At 71.5% G+C, this 15,828-nt stretch carries 18 protein-coding genes and 1 pseudogene; 8 read left to right on the top strand and 11 right to left on the bottom strand.

All coding sequences use genetic code 11. The features are described from left to right. Positions 1–23: 23 nt before the first annotated feature. Positions 24–1,322 carry a streptophobe family protein gene (locus HDC93_RS29055; RefSeq protein WP_185013816.1) on the bottom strand — a complete coding sequence of 433 codons (1,299 nt, stop codon included), beginning with the start codon at positions 1,320–1,322 and terminating at the stop codon, positions 24–26. A 179-nt stretch (positions 1,323–1,501) separates the two neighbouring features. Between HDC93_RS29055 and HDC93_RS29050 the strand changes: the two genes are divergently transcribed. Further along, on the top strand, positions 1,502–2,659 hold the full coding sequence (locus tag HDC93_RS29050) for a DUF6777 domain-containing protein (protein WP_311774643.1): 1,158 nt from the start codon (positions 1,502–1,504) through the stop codon (positions 2,657–2,659). A gap of 58 nt (positions 2,660–2,717) precedes the next feature. Here HDC93_RS29050 and HDC93_RS29045 read toward each other — a convergent pair whose 3' ends face one another. Beyond that, positions 2,718–3,107 (bottom strand): PRC-barrel domain-containing protein, encoded by a 390-nt coding sequence (locus tag HDC93_RS29045; RefSeq protein ID WP_185013815.1) that lies wholly within the window; start codon positions 3,105–3,107, stop codon positions 2,718–2,720. Positions 3,108–3,433: 326 nt separating this feature from the next. On the opposite strand from HDC93_RS29045, the gene HDC93_RS29040 reads away from it, so the two are divergent. Next, positions 3,434–3,898 carry an ATP-binding protein gene (locus HDC93_RS29040; protein ID WP_185013814.1) on the top strand — a complete coding sequence of 155 codons (465 nt, stop codon included), beginning with the start codon at positions 3,434–3,436 and terminating at the stop codon, positions 3,896–3,898. A gap of 115 nt (positions 3,899–4,013) precedes the next feature. Here the strand turns inward: HDC93_RS29040 and HDC93_RS29035 are convergent, their stop codons facing one another. After that, the gene (locus HDC93_RS29035; RefSeq protein ID WP_185013891.1) at positions 4,014–4,901 is read right to left on the bottom strand and encodes an RNA polymerase sigma factor SigF; all 888 of its coding nucleotides are present in this window, start codon (positions 4,899–4,901) and stop codon (positions 4,014–4,016) included. A 204-nt stretch (positions 4,902–5,105) separates the two neighbouring features. Here HDC93_RS29035 and HDC93_RS29030 point away from each other — a divergent pair, with 204 nt between their 5' ends. Then, entirely contained in the window at positions 5,106–5,519 is a 414-nt protein-coding gene (locus HDC93_RS29030) for a RodZ family helix-turn-helix domain-containing protein (RefSeq protein WP_185013813.1), read from the top strand. A gap of 21 nt (positions 5,520–5,540) precedes the next feature. Here the strand turns inward: HDC93_RS29030 and HDC93_RS29025 are convergent, their stop codons facing one another. The 3 genes from HDC93_RS29025 to HDC93_RS29015 form a co-directional block, all read right to left on the bottom strand. Beyond that, positions 5,541–6,143 carry a ClpP family protease gene (locus tag HDC93_RS29025; protein WP_185013812.1) on the bottom strand — a complete coding sequence of 201 codons (603 nt, stop codon included), beginning with the start codon at positions 6,141–6,143 and terminating at the stop codon, positions 5,541–5,543. Beyond that, on the bottom strand, positions 6,143–6,784 hold the full coding sequence (locus HDC93_RS29020) for an ATP-dependent Clp protease proteolytic subunit (protein WP_185013811.1): 642 nt from the start codon (positions 6,782–6,784) through the stop codon (positions 6,143–6,145). The genes HDC93_RS29025 and HDC93_RS29020 overlap by 1 nt, the downstream gene beginning before the upstream one ends. 135 nt (positions 6,785–6,919) lie before the next feature. Then, on the bottom strand, positions 6,920–8,125 hold the full coding sequence (locus HDC93_RS29015; protein ID WP_185013810.1) for an epoxide hydrolase family protein: 1,206 nt from the start codon (positions 8,123–8,125) through the stop codon (positions 6,920–6,922). Positions 8,126–8,248: 123 nt separating this feature from the next. On the opposite strand from HDC93_RS29015, the gene HDC93_RS29010 reads away from it, so the two are divergent. Continuing rightward, positions 8,249–8,731 carry a VOC family protein gene (locus HDC93_RS29010; RefSeq protein ID WP_185013809.1) on the top strand — a complete coding sequence of 161 codons (483 nt, stop codon included), beginning with the start codon at positions 8,249–8,251 and terminating at the stop codon, positions 8,729–8,731. A 77-nt stretch (positions 8,732–8,808) separates the two neighbouring features. Here the strand turns inward: HDC93_RS29010 and HDC93_RS29005 are convergent, their stop codons facing one another. Beyond that, a complete protein-coding gene (locus HDC93_RS29005; protein ID WP_260419819.1) occupies positions 8,809–9,684 on the bottom strand; it encodes an aminoglycoside phosphotransferase family protein in 876 nt (291 codons plus the stop codon). Positions 9,685–9,716: 32 nt separating this feature from the next. Further along, positions 9,717–10,616, bottom strand: coding sequence for an SGNH/GDSL hydrolase family protein (locus tag HDC93_RS29000; RefSeq protein ID WP_185013807.1), 900 nt, complete (start codon positions 10,614–10,616; stop codon positions 9,717–9,719). Positions 10,617–10,801: 185 nt separating this feature from the next. On the opposite strand from HDC93_RS29000, the gene HDC93_RS28995 reads away from it, so the two are divergent. Together HDC93_RS28995 and HDC93_RS28990 are read left to right on the top strand one after the other, a co-directional pair. Further along, the gene (locus HDC93_RS28995) at positions 10,802–11,599 is read left to right on the top strand and encodes a VOC family protein (protein ID WP_185013806.1); all 798 of its coding nucleotides are present in this window, start codon (positions 10,802–10,804) and stop codon (positions 11,597–11,599) included. 58 nt (positions 11,600–11,657) lie between these two features. Beyond that, entirely contained in the window at positions 11,658–12,371 is a 714-nt protein-coding gene (locus HDC93_RS28990; RefSeq protein ID WP_185013805.1) for a ribonuclease H, read from the top strand. Here HDC93_RS28990 and HDC93_RS28985 read toward each other — a convergent pair whose 3' ends face one another. Together HDC93_RS28985 and HDC93_RS28980 are read right to left on the bottom strand one after the other, a co-directional pair. Beyond that, positions 12,372–13,193, bottom strand: a complete 822-nt coding sequence (locus tag HDC93_RS28985; RefSeq protein WP_185013804.1) for a tyrosinase MelC2 — start codon at positions 13,191–13,193, stop codon at positions 12,372–12,374. Positions 13,194–13,225: 32 nt separating this feature from the next. Further along, on the bottom strand, positions 13,226–13,591 hold the full coding sequence (locus HDC93_RS28980; RefSeq protein WP_185013803.1) for an apotyrosinase chaperone MelC1: 366 nt from the start codon (positions 13,589–13,591) through the stop codon (positions 13,226–13,228). 340 nt (positions 13,592–13,931) lie between these two features. Between HDC93_RS28980 and HDC93_RS28975 the strand changes: the two are divergent. Further along, positions 13,932–14,285: pseudogene (locus HDC93_RS28975) on the top strand (NAD(P)-binding protein); the annotation flags it as partial. Between the two features lie 199 nt (positions 14,286–14,484). After that, complete coding sequence (locus HDC93_RS28970) at positions 14,485–15,468, top strand: aldo/keto reductase (RefSeq protein ID WP_185013802.1); 984 nt, start codon at positions 14,485–14,487, stop codon at positions 15,466–15,468. A gap of 9 nt (positions 15,469–15,477) precedes the next feature. Here the strand turns inward: HDC93_RS28970 and HDC93_RS28965 are convergent, their stop codons facing one another. Then, positions 15,478–15,825, bottom strand: a complete 348-nt coding sequence (locus HDC93_RS28965) for a hypothetical protein (RefSeq protein ID WP_185013801.1) — start codon at positions 15,823–15,825, stop codon at positions 15,478–15,480. Positions 15,826–15,828 lie beyond the last annotated feature (3 nt).

Below are 15,828 nucleotides of genomic sequence, written 5' to 3'. Positions count from 1 at the left end.
GGGGGGGCCGCAGAAACGGGGCGTCAGCCCTCGCTGTCGGGGCGCACCTCACCGCGCCGCCGCACGTGCCGCGCCAGCAGCGCCCCGGCGAACCCGGTCACCAGCCCCCAGGGGACGGCCAGACCGACGGCACCCCACAACTTGGGCCTCAGGAACAGCTCGCCCCCGAGACCGCCGCCCAGATCACCGATGCCCAGCACGGACAGGCCGAAGTGCGTGGAGATGCGCCCCACGAGGCAGATCATGAACACCGTGAGCCCGAGGGCGACCGCCATGTGCACCGCGTGCTGCCAGGCCCGCACCCGGGCCGGAGACCGGGCCGCCATCACGAACGCGGCGGCCAGCAGCAGTACGACGTCGACGACCAGCAGCAACCACGCCCGGCCGTCGTTCTCGGCGAGGGTCCGCAGGTTCACTTCTGAGACGTCCGGGGTGCGCAGCACCTCATCGAGCACGTGCGGCATGGGCAGCCCGAACGGCCCCTCGACCCGCCCGTTCCAGGTGGCGCCGAGCCCGATCGTCAGCGCCAGCCACACCAGGTTGGGGATGCCCAGCAGGATCACCGCGAACGTCTCCCGCGCCTGCCCCTTGGTCGCCGCGACGATCAGGGCGACGACCACGCCGATGACGACGCAGGCCAGCAGCAGCGCGACCATCGCGTACGCGGCCGGCCGCACCGACGCCTGGAAGCGCAGCAGCCTCGCGGGCAGCGGAGCCCCGCGCGACACCAGCAGCGCCAGCACCAGCACACCGGCCAGCCACACCACGCCGACGAACACGGACAGCGCGACGTCGGTGGTGAAGCCGATCTGCGGCGATGCACCGAACAGGTCGCCGAGGTCACCGAGCGTGTTGTCCCCGAGGGAGATCTCGAAGGTGTGGCGGGCGGCGAGCGTCAGGCCGATCAGCGCGAGCAGCCACAGGGCCGCCACCCGCCCGGCCCAGCCGGCCAGCTCCGTGGCACCGGCCACCGCGCGGTGCCGCAGCGGACGCAGGAACCCCCAGGCGATCACCAGCGCCCCGGTGAGGGTGACGGACAAGGGAATCACCGTCAGGCCCGCCCGTGTCTCGGCGAGGTCGCCGGCGCCTCCGGCGATTTTCACCGTGCCGCCGACGGCGGTGACCATGGTGGCCGCGACGACGGGGGCGAAGGAACCGTCCGGAAGGTCCGCGGCCCCGGCCGCCCACAGACCCAGGGCGGACACCAGCGCCATGGCGAGCAGCCCGCCGAGCACCGTGACGAGGGCGTGCGCCCAGCCGTGCCGGGCGACGGCCCGCTCGCCGGAGGCACGTGCCCGGCCGGAGGGGGTGCGCGAACTCACGGTGCCACGCTAAGCAGCCCCCGGGCCGGACGCCCGCCGGAGGGGACCGTCCGCGTCGGCTTGCGGGGCGTACGGGACCGGGGCACACAATGAACCCGTAGTGGAAAAAGCGGAATACACCGGCATGAATCATCCCGGCTGTGTGAAGGCAGCAGAGAACCCACACGGGAGAAGAAGTCGTGAGTGTCGATCCACCGTCGTCCGGCCGCCCCACAGGACCTCCCTCGGGCCCGCTGTCGGGTCCTTCCCAGCCTCCCTCGGGCGGCGGCCCGCCCTCCGAGCCGCCGAGCGGCGGCGGCAACGAGCCGGAGCCCCGCCGACCCTGGTGGGGGTCCGTGCCGCGTGTGGCGATCATCGCCACCGCCGTGGTGGCCGCCGTGGTCCTGGCCGTGGTGCTCTCCCGGCCCGACAACGGCGGCACCGGCGCGTCCGACGGCGGCACCAGCACGTCCAGCGGCGAGGTCTTCCTCCAGCCCGCGGCCGACACCGGACCGGACGAGTTCACCGAGTCGACGGCCCAGGAGGACAGCTCCGCCTCCCCGGTCACGCCCTCGGGGGACACCGAGTCGGCCCCGCAGAACGCCGTGCGGGGCGTGAACGGCGACGCGCCCGGCCTGTACGGCGGCACTCGCAACGTCGCCAGCTGTGACGTGGAGAAGCAGATCAAGTACTTCGAGGACGCCCCGGACAAGGAGCGCGCGTTCGCCTCGGTCGTCCGGATCCAGCCGTCCGAGGTCCCCGCCTATCTGCGCTCGCTCACTCCCGTGCAGCTGCGCATGGACACCCGCGTCACCAATCACGGATACAAGAACGGCGCCCCCACCAGCTACCAGGCCGTCCTCCAGGCCGGCACGGCCGTCCTGGTCGACGATCGCGGCGTGCCCCGGGTGCGCTGCGCGTGCGGCAACCCGCTCTCCCCGCCCGTCGCCCAGCAGAGCGCGCCGAAGACGACCGGCAAAGGATGGCCGGGGTACAAGTCGTCGAACGTCGTCATGGTGACGCCGGCTCCGCAGCCCGTCGACGAATTCGTGATGTGCGAACCCGACGGCGAGTGGTTCAAGCGCGAGGCGGGGGACACCGGCACCAAGGACCACAAGACGAAGAAGCCCGACAAGCCGTCCCCGTCGGCCAGCGTCACCACGCCCACCGCACCGACCGACGCGACGTCGTCGCAACCGCCCACGAGCGAACCGCCGACCTCGGACACGGACCCCTCGGGGCCGACGACGGACGAGCCACCGTCGTCCGACACCCAGCAGCCGCCGCCCGACAGCAACACCGGCAACACCGGGAGCGACACCGGCGGCGGCACGACGGAACAGGCGCCGGCCTCCTGACCCGGCCGGCCCGAGCGGCACGACTCACGCTGACCCCGGCCGGCGTGAGCGGCACGACTCAGGCGGCGCGGACCACCAGGGCATAGTCGCCGAGCCCGAGCAGGTGGTCGGCCGGGAGGTCGCCGTGGGCGGTGACGACCGCCTCGACCCGGCCCGTCCCCGGCTCGAACGCGACGTCCTGGACCGCGCCGAGCGTGTCGCCCGTCTCGGTGAGGATCCTCAGGCCCGGCAGCTCGTGGTGCGGCGGCACTTCGGCCGGTTCGGCGGTCGTGCGGACCAGCACCGCGTCGGGGGGCCCCGACAGCAGACCCCGGCCGCTGAGCGTGAATCCGGTGATCCGCCCGGCGGCGGCGTCGAAGACGGTGTCCTTGAGCTGGGCGACGGCGTCGCCGCCCAGGGTGACCACCGGCAGGGTCGTCAGACTGCGTGCGGCCAGCAGCTCGTTCATCGCGGGCCCTTTCCGCCGGGACGGCGACGGACCGCGATGACGGTCCCCGACCGCCGGCCCGCCTGCACGGCGAGCGTCACGGCCGCGACGGCGACGAGCGCCGCGATCACCACGACCGGCCATGTCCACCAGGCCACCGCGCACCTCCGGTGATCCGGCCCGGCCTCCCTCGGCCGGCCCTGATTCCTTCCGGGTGCCCCGCGAAGGGGGGGACAATGCCCGGGGCATCGAATGGTGGAGAATCTGTCAGGACTGTGAAGCCGGGCCCGGGGTACGAGCACTGGTGCAGAGCGTCCGGCCAGTCCGGCCTTCCCAGAGAGAAGAGAATGATCGACCACCTGGACGGGGCAGTGATACCGACTGGTTTCGACGTGCCTGTGGAACCGCTGCGGCGGGCGGCACACTACACCGGCGAGCAGGGCTGCATCGCCGAGGCGCGGTCCTTCGCCGCGCTCTTTCTCGACCAGCTCAGGACCGAGTGGTGCGCGCGGATCGACGAGCGTGTCGACGGCGCCGTGCTGCTGGTGGTGAGCGAGCTGATCACCAACGCCGACCGGCACAGCAACGGGCCCTACATCCTGGAGCTCGTCGGCACCGACGCCGCGGTGACGGTGTCGGTCTACGACAGCAGCTCCGCACTGCCCCGCATCTTCCCCCGCAACCCCGAGCGCATCGGCCGGCACGGTCTGGAGATCGTCCACGCGCTCGCGGAGCAGGTCAGCGTGGAACGGGTGCCGGTGGGCAAGCGAGTGCGCGCCGTGCTGCCGCTCTCGGACGCAGCCCAGGGTTGAGACACCGCGCGGGCCCACGGAAGGTCGCGGGCCGACGGAAAGCAGGGGTGACACACGATCGCGGGTGCCGCCCCGCTCCCGCATCGGGGACGGCACCCGCAGGTCGGACGAGGGGTCAGGCGCAGCCCAGCTCGCCCAGCATGCCCTCGCGCAGTCGCGTGATGATCCGCTTGATCAGGCGGGAGACGTGCATCTGGGAGCAGCCGAGCTGCTCACCGATCTCCGCCTGGGTGGCCTCCTCGACGAACCGCATGTGGATGATCTGCCGGTCGCGCTCGCTCAGCTCCGCCATGAGCGGCGCCAGCGAGTGGAAGTCCTCGACGAGCCGCAGCCCGTCCTCCTCCACGCCGATGAAGTCGGCCAGAACCGCCTCACCGCCCTCCGGGCCGTCGCCGGTGAGCGCGGCGTCCAGCGACGACGAGTTGTACCCGTTCGCCGCGATCTGCCCCTCCACGACCTCGCGCTCGGAGATGTTCATCAGCGTCGCCAGCTCGGCGACCGTCGGCTCGCGGTCCAGACGGCTGGCGAGCTCCTCGCGGGCCTTGGCCAGCTCCACGCGCAGCTCCTGGAGCCGCCGCGGCACGTGCACCGCCCACGTCGTGTCCCGGAAGAACCGCTTGATCTCGCCGACGATGTACGGCAGCGCGAAGGAGGTGAACTCGACCTCGCGCGAGAGCTCGAACCGGTCGATGGCCTTGATCAGGCCGATCATGCCGGTCTGGACGATGTCCTCCATGTCGTCGCCACGGCCCCGGAAGCGGCCGGCCGCGAAACGCACGAGCGACATGTTCATCTCGATCAGGGTGTTGCGCGCGTACTGGTACTCGTGCGTTCCCTCTTCGAGTTCCGTCAGGCGCTGGAAGAACTGGCGGGACAGCTGCCTCGCGTCCCGCGGGGCCACGGACCGCGGGTCCACGATGCCCGGCAGTGCTCCGTCACCCGCGCCGGCCTCGGTGTTCTTCTCGACGACCTGTGCCTTCGACCGGATCACGGCGGTCTCCATTACCTCTCCCACGAACGTCACGGCGGACATCTGCATAGGTACTCCCGAGTTGCGGGTACCCGGGTTGACGCGCACCATGCCCTCCGATTCTGCCATGGGTGAAATCGGGCGGAATGTTCCCTTCCCTCTCGTGCGCGGGGCGATTCCACCCAGGGCGGAACGCCGGACCCTTCCCCCGGCGGCCGGGATTCCTAGGCTGGAGAAGTGAGCAACCACCTGCCGTACGAAGCCCGAGTCATCCCCCTGCGCCCACACGGTGCGGGCCCCGCCGGTGCACGGCCGCGCCAGACGCCGCCGGCCCCCGCCGCGAAGGAGCCGCTGTGGCGGGACCTCGTGGGTGACGTCCTGCGCCGTGCACGCCTCGAGCAGGAGCGCACGCTGAAGGACGTCGCCGACGAGGCACGGATCTCCATGCCCTACCTCTCGGAGGTGGAGCGCGGCCGCAAGGAGGCCTCCTCGGAGGTCCTCGCGGCCGCCGCCCACGCCCTCGGACTGGGTCTCGGCGACCTGCTCACGAGGGCGCAGGGCGAACTGACCCGCGTCACCTCGCGCTACACGGCCGGCAGCCGCCGCGGGGTCACCACCCCGTCGCGCGACGGCATGTGCCTGGCCGCCTGAGCCGTTTCGCCGGCCGGCGCCTCAGACCGTGACGAGGCGTCGGCTGAGCACCTCATCGGCCAGCCCGTAGCCCACCGCCTCCTGGGCGGTGAACACCTTGTCGCGGTCCATGTCGGCCCGCAGCGCCGTCACGTCGTGGTGGGTGTGCCGCGCCAGCACCTCCTCCACCTGGGAGCGGATCCGCACCATCTCCTTGGCCTGGAGCGCCAGGTCGGACACCATGCCGCGCTGCCCGCCCGCGGCCGGCTGTCCGAGCAGCACCCGCGAGTGCTCCAGCACGAACCGCCGCCCGGGATCCCCGCCGGCCAGCAGCACGGCCGCCGTGGAGGCCGCCTGCCCGACGCAGAACGTGGAGATCGGCGCCTGCACGAACGTCATGGTGTCGTAGATCGCCATGAGCGAGGTGAACGAGCCGCCCGGTGAGTTGATGTAGATCGCGATCTCGCTCTCCGGGGAGGAGGACTCCAGGTGGAGGAGTTGGGCGATGACGACGTTGGCGACGCCGTCGTCGATCTCGGTGCCGAGGAAGATGATCCGCTCGGACAGCAGCCGGCTGAACACGTCGTAGGACCGCTCGCCCTGCGGGGTGCGCTCGACGACGTTCGGAATCGTGTAGGTCCCCATCACTGCAGCCCCATCCTGCGCCGGGTGGCCGCCGGGCGGACGTCCGCGAGGGACTCCACGACCCGGTCCACCATGCCGTACTCCCTGGCCTCCTCGGCCGTGAACCAGCGGTCGCGGTCACCGTCCCGGGAGATGGTCTCCGGGCTCTGACCGGTGTGATCGGCGGTGATCCGCTCGATGGTCCGCTTGGTGAACTCCAGGTTCTCCGCCTGGATCTCGATGTCGGCGGTGGTGCCGCCGATGCCCGCCGACGGCTGGTGCATCATGATCCGCGCGTTCGGCAGGGCGTAGCGCTTGCCCGGTGTGCCGACGCTCAGCAGGAACTGGCCCATGCTGGCCGCGAAGCCCATGGCCAGCGTGGAGACGTCGTTCGGGATCAGCCGCATCGTGTCGTAGATGGCGAGACCCGCGTGCACCGCACCGCCCGGGCTGTTGATGTACAGACTGATGTCGGTGTGGGCGTCCTCCGCGGACAGGATGAGCAACTGGGAGCAGACCCGGTTGGCGGAGACCTCGTCGACCTGGGTGCCCAGCAGCACGATGCGCTGCGCCAGCAGTTGGGCGGCCAGATGGTCGTCGAACCGGGTCGGAGGGGTGTCGCCCTCCTCCGCCCGCGGGGCGAGTGTCGTGAGTGGAGTCATCGGTTCTCCTCGTCGCGGCGACAGGTGCCGCGGACGTGTCGGGGATGTGCCGTCGACTCCACTCTTGACCTCGGGCGATGCCCGCGAACGGTTTCTCTGCCCTCGGCAGATCCGCTACCGGCAGAGCCCGAACGCTCAGCCCTTCTCGCGCAACTGGCGGAAGAACGCCCGCACATCACCCACCAGCAGGTCCGGCTGCTCCATCGCCGCGAAGTGCCCGCCGCGGTCGAACTCCGTCCAGCGGACGATGTTCTCCGTCCGCTCGGCCTTGTGGCGCAGCGGGATCTGGGGGTCGCCGCAGAAGGACGCCACCGCGGTCGGCGCGGTGGAGGGCTCCTGCGGTGCGGCGATCCTCTCGCCCCGGGCGTGGGCGCGCTCGTAGTAGAGCCGCGCGCACGAACCCGCCGTGCCCGTCAGCCAGTACAGCATCACGTTCGTGAGCATCAGGTCCCGGTCGACAGCCTCCTCGGGCACCTCCCCGGAGTCCGTCCACTCCTGGAACTTCTCGACGATCCAGGCGAGTTGCCCCACCGGGGAGTCCGTGAGCGCGTAGGACAGGGTCTGCGGCCGGGTGGACTGCACGTGGAAGTAGCCCGTGCCGTCGCGGGACCATTCCCGCCACCGTCGCCACGAGGTGAGCGCACGCTCGCGCTCCGCGGGGCTCAGCGCCTCCAGTTCCTCGGCGGTCGGCTCGGTGGCCGCCTGTGCGCCGGGCAGCAGATTGAGGTGGACGCCGACGACCCGGTCGGGGTGGACGCGGCCCAGTTCGCGGGAGATGGCCGCACCCCAGTCACCGCCCTGGGCGCCGAACCTCTCGTAGCCGAGGCGTGTCATCAGCTCGGCCCAGGCGTCGGCGATCCGGCGCGCCTCCCAGCCGGTCTCCCGGGTGTGACCGGAGAACCCGAAGCCGGGAATGCTCGGCAGCACCACGTGGAAGGCGTCGGCCGGATCACCGCCGTGGGCGGCCGGGTCGGTGAGCGGCCCCACGATGTCGGTGAACTCGACGATCGAACCCGGCCACCCGTGCGTGACGATCAGCGGGGTGGCGTCGGGCTCGGGGGAGCGGATGTGCGCGAAGTGCACCCGCGCGCCGTCGATCTCGGTGGTGAACTGCGGCCAGCCGTTCAGCCGCGCCTCGGCGGCCCGCCAGTCGTACGCGTGCCGCCAGTACCGCACCAGCTCGCGCAGATAGCCCGACGGAATGCCGTAGGTCCAGCCCACGCCGGGCAGCTCGTCGGGCCACCGCGCCCGGTCGAGTCGGTCGTGCAGGTCGTCGAGGTCGCTCTGCGGTATGTCGATGCGGAAGGGACGGATGCCGCTGTCGGCGGGCGTGGACGTCATGGCCGCGAGCCTAGTTCCGAACGGTGTAGCGGCCACCTGAATCTGCGGGCCGACCGACCGATGAGTTCCGGGGCCCCGGCCGGTCGACAGTGGTGACAGCGTTCCACGCCTCCGGGAGGACTCATGACCACCGACGGTTTCACCACGTGTCTCTGGTTCGACGGCCAGGCCGAGGAGGCCGCCCATTTCTACGTCTCGGTCTTCAAGAACTCCAGCGTCGGCAAGATCGCGCGCTACCCCGAGGGAGCGCCCCAGGCCGCCGGCACCGTGATGACCGTCGAGTTCACGGCCAACGGGCACCGCTTCCTCGGGCTCAACGGCGGCCCCCAGTTCACGTTCACCGAGGCCACCTCCTTCATGCTCTTCTGCGAGAACCAGGAGGAGATCGACCACTACTGGACGAAGCTCACCGAGAACGGCGGCGAGCCCGGCCCCTGCGGCTGGCTGAAGGACCGGTTCGGCGTGTCCTGGCAGGTCGTCCCGGACCGGCTCGACGCGATGATCACCGACCCGGACCCCGCGAAGGCGGCCCGCGTCACCCAGGCGTTCATGGCGATGAGCAAGTTCGACATCGCGGCCCTGGAGAAGGCGTACGCGGGCGAGTGACGTGTCATCCACAGGGGCGGAGCTTGCCCTCCTAGGGGCGGAAGTGCCTCCCACGGGGGCGGAGCCGTCTTCGCCCCCTATGCCGTCTCGGCCGAAATCTCCCCGATCGCATGCCGGGAGTTCTCCGCGACCGGCGGGTTCGTGTCCCAGTAGTACGGCAGGGCGATGACCGCGATCGACAGGGCCCAGCCCCGGGCCCGTGCCCACTCGGCATCGGAGGCTCCCACGGTCTCGCGGAGGACGCCGCGGGCCCCGGCGGGCAGGAGACACCAGGCCCCGATGAGATCGACGGCGGGATCGCCGACCCCCACCGTGCCGAAGTCGATCACGGCGCTGAGCCGTCCGCCCCTGACCAGGAGGTTCCCGGCCATCAGATCGCCGTGGGCCCACACCGGCGGCCCCGTGTGCTCCGGGGCGCGCAGGGCCGCCTCCCACGCCTTCGTCACCGCGGCGGTGTCGACCCGCCCCGCGAGCTGCGCCAGCGCCTCGCGCAGGAACGGGTCCCGTGCCGCCAGCGGCACTCCCCGGTAACCCGGCGGGCCCTCGGACGCGTCGATCCCGCGCAGGGCCGTGACGTACGCCGCCAGGTCCTCGGCGAGCGGCACGGGTTCCTCGAGCGCGCCGGGCACCGGGTTGCGGCCGTCCAGCCAGCCGTACACCGACCAGGGCCAGGGGAAGCGGCCGTCGGGCTCGCCCCGCCCGAGGGGCTCGGGGGAGGCGGCGGGAAGCGCGGGGGCCAGCCTGGGCAGCCAGCGCAGTTCGTGGGTGATGGCCTCCACGGCGCGAGGGTGGCGGGGGAGCCGTACGACCTTGTCCGCACCGAGGCGGAACATGGCGTTCTCCGTCCCGGAGGACTCCAGGCGCCGCAGGGGCAGTCCGGCCCACTGCGGGAACTGCTCCGCGATCAGCCGGCCGACCAGCGGGACGTCGAGGGCCACCTCGTCCTCATGCATGCGCACCTCACACATGGCGCCCATTCGAGCGGTCAACGCACCGCCTGTCGAATGGTTTTGGTGACCTCCCGGGCGAGGCGCAGGATCCCGGGGGAGCGGACCGGGCAGGGCTTCGGCCTGCTGGTGGTGGGCGCCAGACAGAAGTGCAGATAGTCGTCGTCGCGGTGCAGGGCGGTGCGGTCGCGGCCGGGCTGAGTGCACAGGCCGCGGTGGGCACGCTCGTACGCCGTGCACGGCAGGGACTGCGTCCAGGTGTAACGGCCGCCGGCCGGGCTCACCGTCTTCCCGGCGTCCGCCACGAGGCCCCCCGAGGCGGCGGCCCGCTTCTCGTAGAGCGTGTTGACCCGCCGGACCCGGTCGGGAGTGATCGGATCGGGGCCCTGCGACACCCAGACGATCCTCGGGCGGACGCCGCCCCCGGCCGCGGCGATCTGCTCGGTGAGCCGCAGCGCGTCGGCGGCGTAGCGGCTGAAGTACCGGGCCGGGGACTTGTCGTGGGTGATGCCGTCCATGCACGGCGTGTAGCCCCAGGAGTTCCCCCAGAACTGCAGGACCACGAAGTCGGGCCGCAGCCTGCGCACCAGCGCGGCGGCCTTGTCCGCGGCCGGCACCAGGGAACGGTCGGCCGTGTCCTCCAGGTAGTCGCACAGGGTGGTGCCGGAGTACGGGGCGGCGGTGTACTTCGCCCTCAGGTCCCGGCGTAACTCCTGGCCCAGGACCTTCTGGCCCTCCATCGCCAGCGAGTCCCCGAGGTACAGCACCGTGGGCGCCTTACGCGGTGCAGGGCCGGGGGAGGCGGGGGCGCGCTGGTGGGTGGTCGTCGACGCGCGCGGTGCGGCCGGTGCCGGCTCCTCGGGTGCGGACGCGGGATCCCCGCACCCGCCCAGGAGCATCCCGGCCAGCAGTACCCCCACGACCCACGGCTTGCGCATACGGCAACTCCCGCCCCGGCCACCCAAAGGGCACTCAGGCAAGCACAGCCGGGCGCCGGAGGGAAGACGACCGCCGTGTGACGGCTGCTCGACGCGCGAGAAGGCCCCCGGGTGACTAGCGTGAGGAAGCGGACGATCCCACTCAGACCTCACTCAGATCCACTCGTTCGGAGAGGGCCGCAGTCATGGCCGTGCAACCTGAAGGAAGCCCGTGCTGGGCCGACGCGATGTTCGGTGACCTCGAAGGGGCCAAGAGCTTCTACGGCGAGGTCCTCGGCTGGACCTTCGCCGAGTCGTCCGCGGAGTTCGGCAACTACACGGAGGCCTCCGCGAACGGAAAGGCGGTCGCCGCCGTCGTCCCGCCCATGTCCGGCCAGGAGGGCCAGTCGCAGTGGTGCCTCTACTTCGCGTCCCAGGATGCCGCCGCCACCGCGGCCAGGATCCGTGACCACGGCGGCGAGGTGCTGATGGAGCCGATGCAGGTCGCCGACTTCGGCACCATGTGCCTGGCCCGCGACCCCGGTGGCGTCGTCTTCGGCGTCTGGCAGGCGGGCACCCACGAGGGCTTCCAGGCGATGGGAGAGCCCGGCGCCTACACCTGGGCGGAGGTCTTCACCCGCGAGCCGGACAAGTCCGACGCGTTCTTCCCCGCCGTCTTCTCCTACCGGCAGCGGGACATGCAGGACGGCGAGATGGACTTCCGGCTCTACGACCTGCGCGAGCGCTCCGTGCTGGGCCGGATGAAGATGGGCGAGGAGTTCCCGCCCGAGATGCGGCCGTACATCAACGTCTATTTCGGGGTCGAGGACTGCGACGAGGCCGTGGCGAGGGCCACCAAGCTCGGCGGCGTGCTGCGGTTCGGTCCCATGACCACTCCCTTCGGCCGGTTCGCGGCGATCAGCGACCCGCAGGGCGCGAACTTCTCGGTGATCGACACCACGACGACCGAGGGCGATATGCCGAAGCTGACCGACGTGGCCTGAGGACGCCGTCCGCCCGGGCACCCGGAACCTCCCGGCGGACGGTTCCCCCGGTCATGGCATGATCGAGCACATGCGTGAACGTGTAGTGGCCGCGTGTGACGGGGCTTCGAAGGGAAATCCCGGACCCGCCGGCTGGGCCTGGGTCGTCGCCGACGCTTCCGAGACACCGCAGCGGTGGGAGGCGGGGCCGCTCGGCAAGGCCACCAACAACGTCGCCGAACTCACCGCGCTGGAGCGCCTGCTGGCGGCGACCTCGCCGGACGTGCCGCTCGAGATCCGGATGGACTCGCAGTACGCCATGAAGGCCGTCACCACCTGGCTGCCCGGCTGGAAGCGCAACGGCTGGAAGACCTCCGCCGGCAAGCCGGTCGCCAACCAGGACCTCGTCGTGCGCATCGACGAACTCCTCGACGGCCGCTCGGTCGAGTTCCGCTACGTCCCCGCCCACCAGGTCGACGGGGACCGGCTCAACGACTTCGCAGACCGGGCCGCCAGCCAGGCCGCCACGGTCCAGGAGGCCGCGGGCAGCGGCCTCGGCTCCCCCGAGCCGCCGCCCTCCCCGGACACCCCGGCCAAGGCCCCGCGATCCCGCCCGCGCGGCGGCGCCGCCCGCGGCGCCAAGACCGCGGGCGGGAAGGGCTCCACGCGCACCATCAAGGCGAAGTTCCCCGGCCGGTGCCTCTGCGGCCGCTCCTACGCGGCCGGCGAGCCCATCGCCAAGAACGACAGCGGCTGGGGCCACCCGGAGTGCCGCACGGGTGCGACCGTCTGATCAGACGTCGAACGTGTAGTGCCGTGTGTGGTCCAGCAGGTCCGCCGGGCTCATGTCGTGCCACGGCCGCATCGTCTCGTTGAGGTCGATCACGTTCGGCGTGCCCGCGGCCGGCAGATAGCCGGAGCCGGGGTGCCTGCGCTGCCACTCGGCCCACAGCTTGTCTATGTAGGCGTGGTGCAGCCAGAAGACCGGGTCGTTGGGGGACACCCCGGTGGCCATCTGCCCGCCGACCCAGACATGGACGCGGTTGTGCAGATTGACGCCCCGCCACCCTTCGAGGTGGTTGCGGAAGCCGTCCGAGCCGCTGTTCCAGGGCGCCATGTCGTACGTGGACATCGACAGCACCGACTCGACGTCGGCCCGCGTCGGCAGCTCGCGCGTCCCGGAACCGAGGGAGCGCCGCAGGAACGTACGGCTGTCGACCCGCACGTTGATCGGCCAGTTTCCGCCGGAGGCGGAGAACGCGCCGTCCGTCACCCGGCCGTCCCGCTCCCGCCCGGTGCCGCCGAGGAAGTCGGGCGCCCACAGCGAGGCGCGCGGCGTACGGTCGACGGTCCAGTCCCAGTACGGCAGCGACACCGACGCGTCCACCGACTGCAGTGCCCGCTCGAACTCCAGGAGGAATCTTCGGTGCCAGGGAAGGAAGGACGGTGAGCGGTGCCCGGTTCGCTCGCCGTTGTCGGTGTCGGAGACGATGAACGCGTTGTGCGTCGTGACGAACTCGTCGTAGCGGCCGCTGCGCTTCAGTTCCAGCAGCGCGGCGACGAAACGCCGCTTCTCGTCGGCGGTCAGGGTGGACTGGTTCTTGCGGACAGCCATGTGCGGGTGCTCCAGATGCCTTGCGGTGCGGGTCAGTTGGCGGGGAAGGGCAGCAGTGGCGCGCCCTGCAGCTCGTCCACCGCGGCGCGGGCGGCGGCGCGCGGGGTGGCCACCGGGTCGTAGTGGCTGACGACACTGATCCAGCTGCCGTCGGCGTTGCGCATCACGTGCAGCTCGACCCCGTCGACGAACACCGCGTAACCCCCGCCGTGGTGCCCGTGGTGACCGGACCCGGTGGCCGGACGGCCCTGTATCCGGCGGCCCCTGTAGACCTCGTCGAAGCTTCCGGGGGAGTCGTGGTGGCCGGCGGCCGAGGCCGGGATGACGGCTGACAACGTCCCCGCGCCGGTGGCGAGAACGGCGGCGGTGAGCGCGCTGCGACGGCTGAGTTCCGGCATGCGGACCTCCTGGGTGGATCGGGTTGATGACCCCGCATGCCTATCGGCCCGCCCGCTACCGGGAGAAATCCCCGCGAGCCGGTTGGCTGCGATCCGGGCAATTCCCCTTATGTCGTGCAAGGTTGAACGAAGATGATCTTGCCCTGAGGGGGCTGCGCGCCCGTACGGAAGGGGAAATTCCACCCGCGAGGGGTGCTGTGGCGGATGTTTCTGCCCGTGCGGTCCGAGGACCGTGGTACGCGTCACGCCGTGAAACTGGCGCGATCCGGCGGTCCGGTCGGAGGTGCCCGGCTCCTGCTGCTCTGCGTCCCCAACCGACAGCTCTCGGTGATTCTCAGGGGTGTTCGTGAAGGCCGCCTGTGTCGGCGGCGGGCCCGCCGGTCTGTATCTCTCGATCCTGCTCAAGCGGCAGGACCCGTCCCACGACGTCACCGTCTACGAACGCGATCCGGAGGGTTCCACCTACGGCTGGGGCGGGACGTACTGGCGCCATCTGCTCGACCGGCTCCACGAGCAGGACCCCGAGTCGGCGGACGTCCTCGACGCCGATTCGGTCCGGTGGAGCGAAGGCCTCGCCCACGTCCGGGACCTGACGACCCGGAACAGCGGCGACCAGGGCCACGGCATCGGCCGCCACCGGCTGCTGGAGATCCTCGCCGCCCGGGCCCGCGACCTCGGCGTACGCCTGAAGTACGCCTCTGCGGGTCCAAGGGGAGGCGGCCGACGGGTAGTTGTTCGTTGCACCAGTGGTCACGTGGGGTCACGCCAGGGTCTGGTTGACACGTGACGCGTTCCTGTCGCATCGATTCAATCGTGCGAGTGAATCGAGCGGTCTCGACGAGCCGGATCGACACGTTCCGCGCGACACCGTGACGGATGACAGACTGACGCCCATGGACGAGCGCACATTCGACAGGTCGAACCAGCACGCCTCCGTCATCGGTCTGGGCACCTGGCAGCTGGGGGCCGACTGGGGAGACGTCGACGACAAGGAAGCCCTCGCGGTACTGGAGACGGCGGCCGAAGCCGGAGTGACCTTCTTCGACACCGCCGACGTCTACGGCGACGGCCGCAGCGAGCAGACCATCGCCGCGTTCCTCAGCGGCCGCCCGGACCTGCACGTCATGGTCGCCACGAAGATGGGCCGCCGGGTCGAGCAGATCCCCGGGAACTACGTGCTCGACAACTTCCGCGCCTGGAACGACCGCTCCCGGCGCAACCTCGGCGTCGACCGCATCGACCTGGTGCAGCTGCACTGCCCGCCGACGCCCGTCTACTCCATGGACGAGGTGTTCGACGCGCTCGACACCCTCGTCGAGGAGGAGCGCGTCGCCGCCTACGGCGTCAGCGTCGAGACCTGCGAGGAGGCGCTGACCGCCATCGCCCGTCCCAACGTCGCCAGCGTGCAGATCATCCTGAACCCGTTCCGCATGAAGCCCCTGCGCGAAGTGCTCCCGGCCGCGCGCGAGGCGGGCGTGGGCATCATCGCCCGGGTGCCGCTGGCCTCCGGCCTGCTGTCGGGCAAGTACACCAGGGACACCGTCTTCCCGGAGAACGACCACCGCACCTACAACCGGCACGGCGAGGCCTTCGACCAGGGCGAGACCTTCTCCGGCGTCGACTACGCCACCGGCGTCGAGGCGGCCGCCGAGTTCGCGGCGCTCGCCCCCGAGGGGTACACCCCGGCCCAGCTGGCCCTGCGCTGGATCGTCGAGCAGCCCGGCGTCACGACCGTCATCCCCGGCGCGCGCTCACCCGAACAGGCCCGGGCCAACGCCGACGCCGCCCGCCTCCCGCAGCTGCCCGGCGAGACGCTGACGGCGATCCGCGAGCTGTACGACCGGCGCATCAGGGACCAGGTCGAGTCCCGCTGGTGAAGCCGCCTCTCACGGCTCCAGGAGCAGCTGCCTCTCCTGCTCCTGGTCGCCGGAGGCGGCGCCGTCGTCGCGTGCCGTGAAGGCGCGGGTGAGCGTGTCGCTCGCCCGCCGCACGGCCTCCGGGCTGCCCTGCACGGTGACGGTCACCGGTGCGGACAGCCGCCCGGAACCCGCTCCGTCGCCGCCTTCGGGACCCGCGTCCGTCTCCCCGTCGAAGGTCGCCGTGTGGACCGTCGCGTTCTCGTCGGCGGGACGCTCGTCGGGCGACCCGAACGTGCCTTCCAGGGCCCGGACGACCGCTCGCGCGTCGTCGGCGCCTCCGCCGCTGAGCGTCACGGTGAGCTGCGTTCCGGACATGAG

Origin of the sequence: Streptomyces sp. AK010 (genome assembly GCF_014207295.1) — a bacterium.
Lineage (GTDB): Bacteria > Actinomycetota > Actinomycetes > Streptomycetales > Streptomycetaceae > Streptomyces > Streptomyces massasporeus.
Note: the sequence above shows the minus strand (reverse complement) of the source record. Positions and strands in the feature narration are given on the sequence as shown.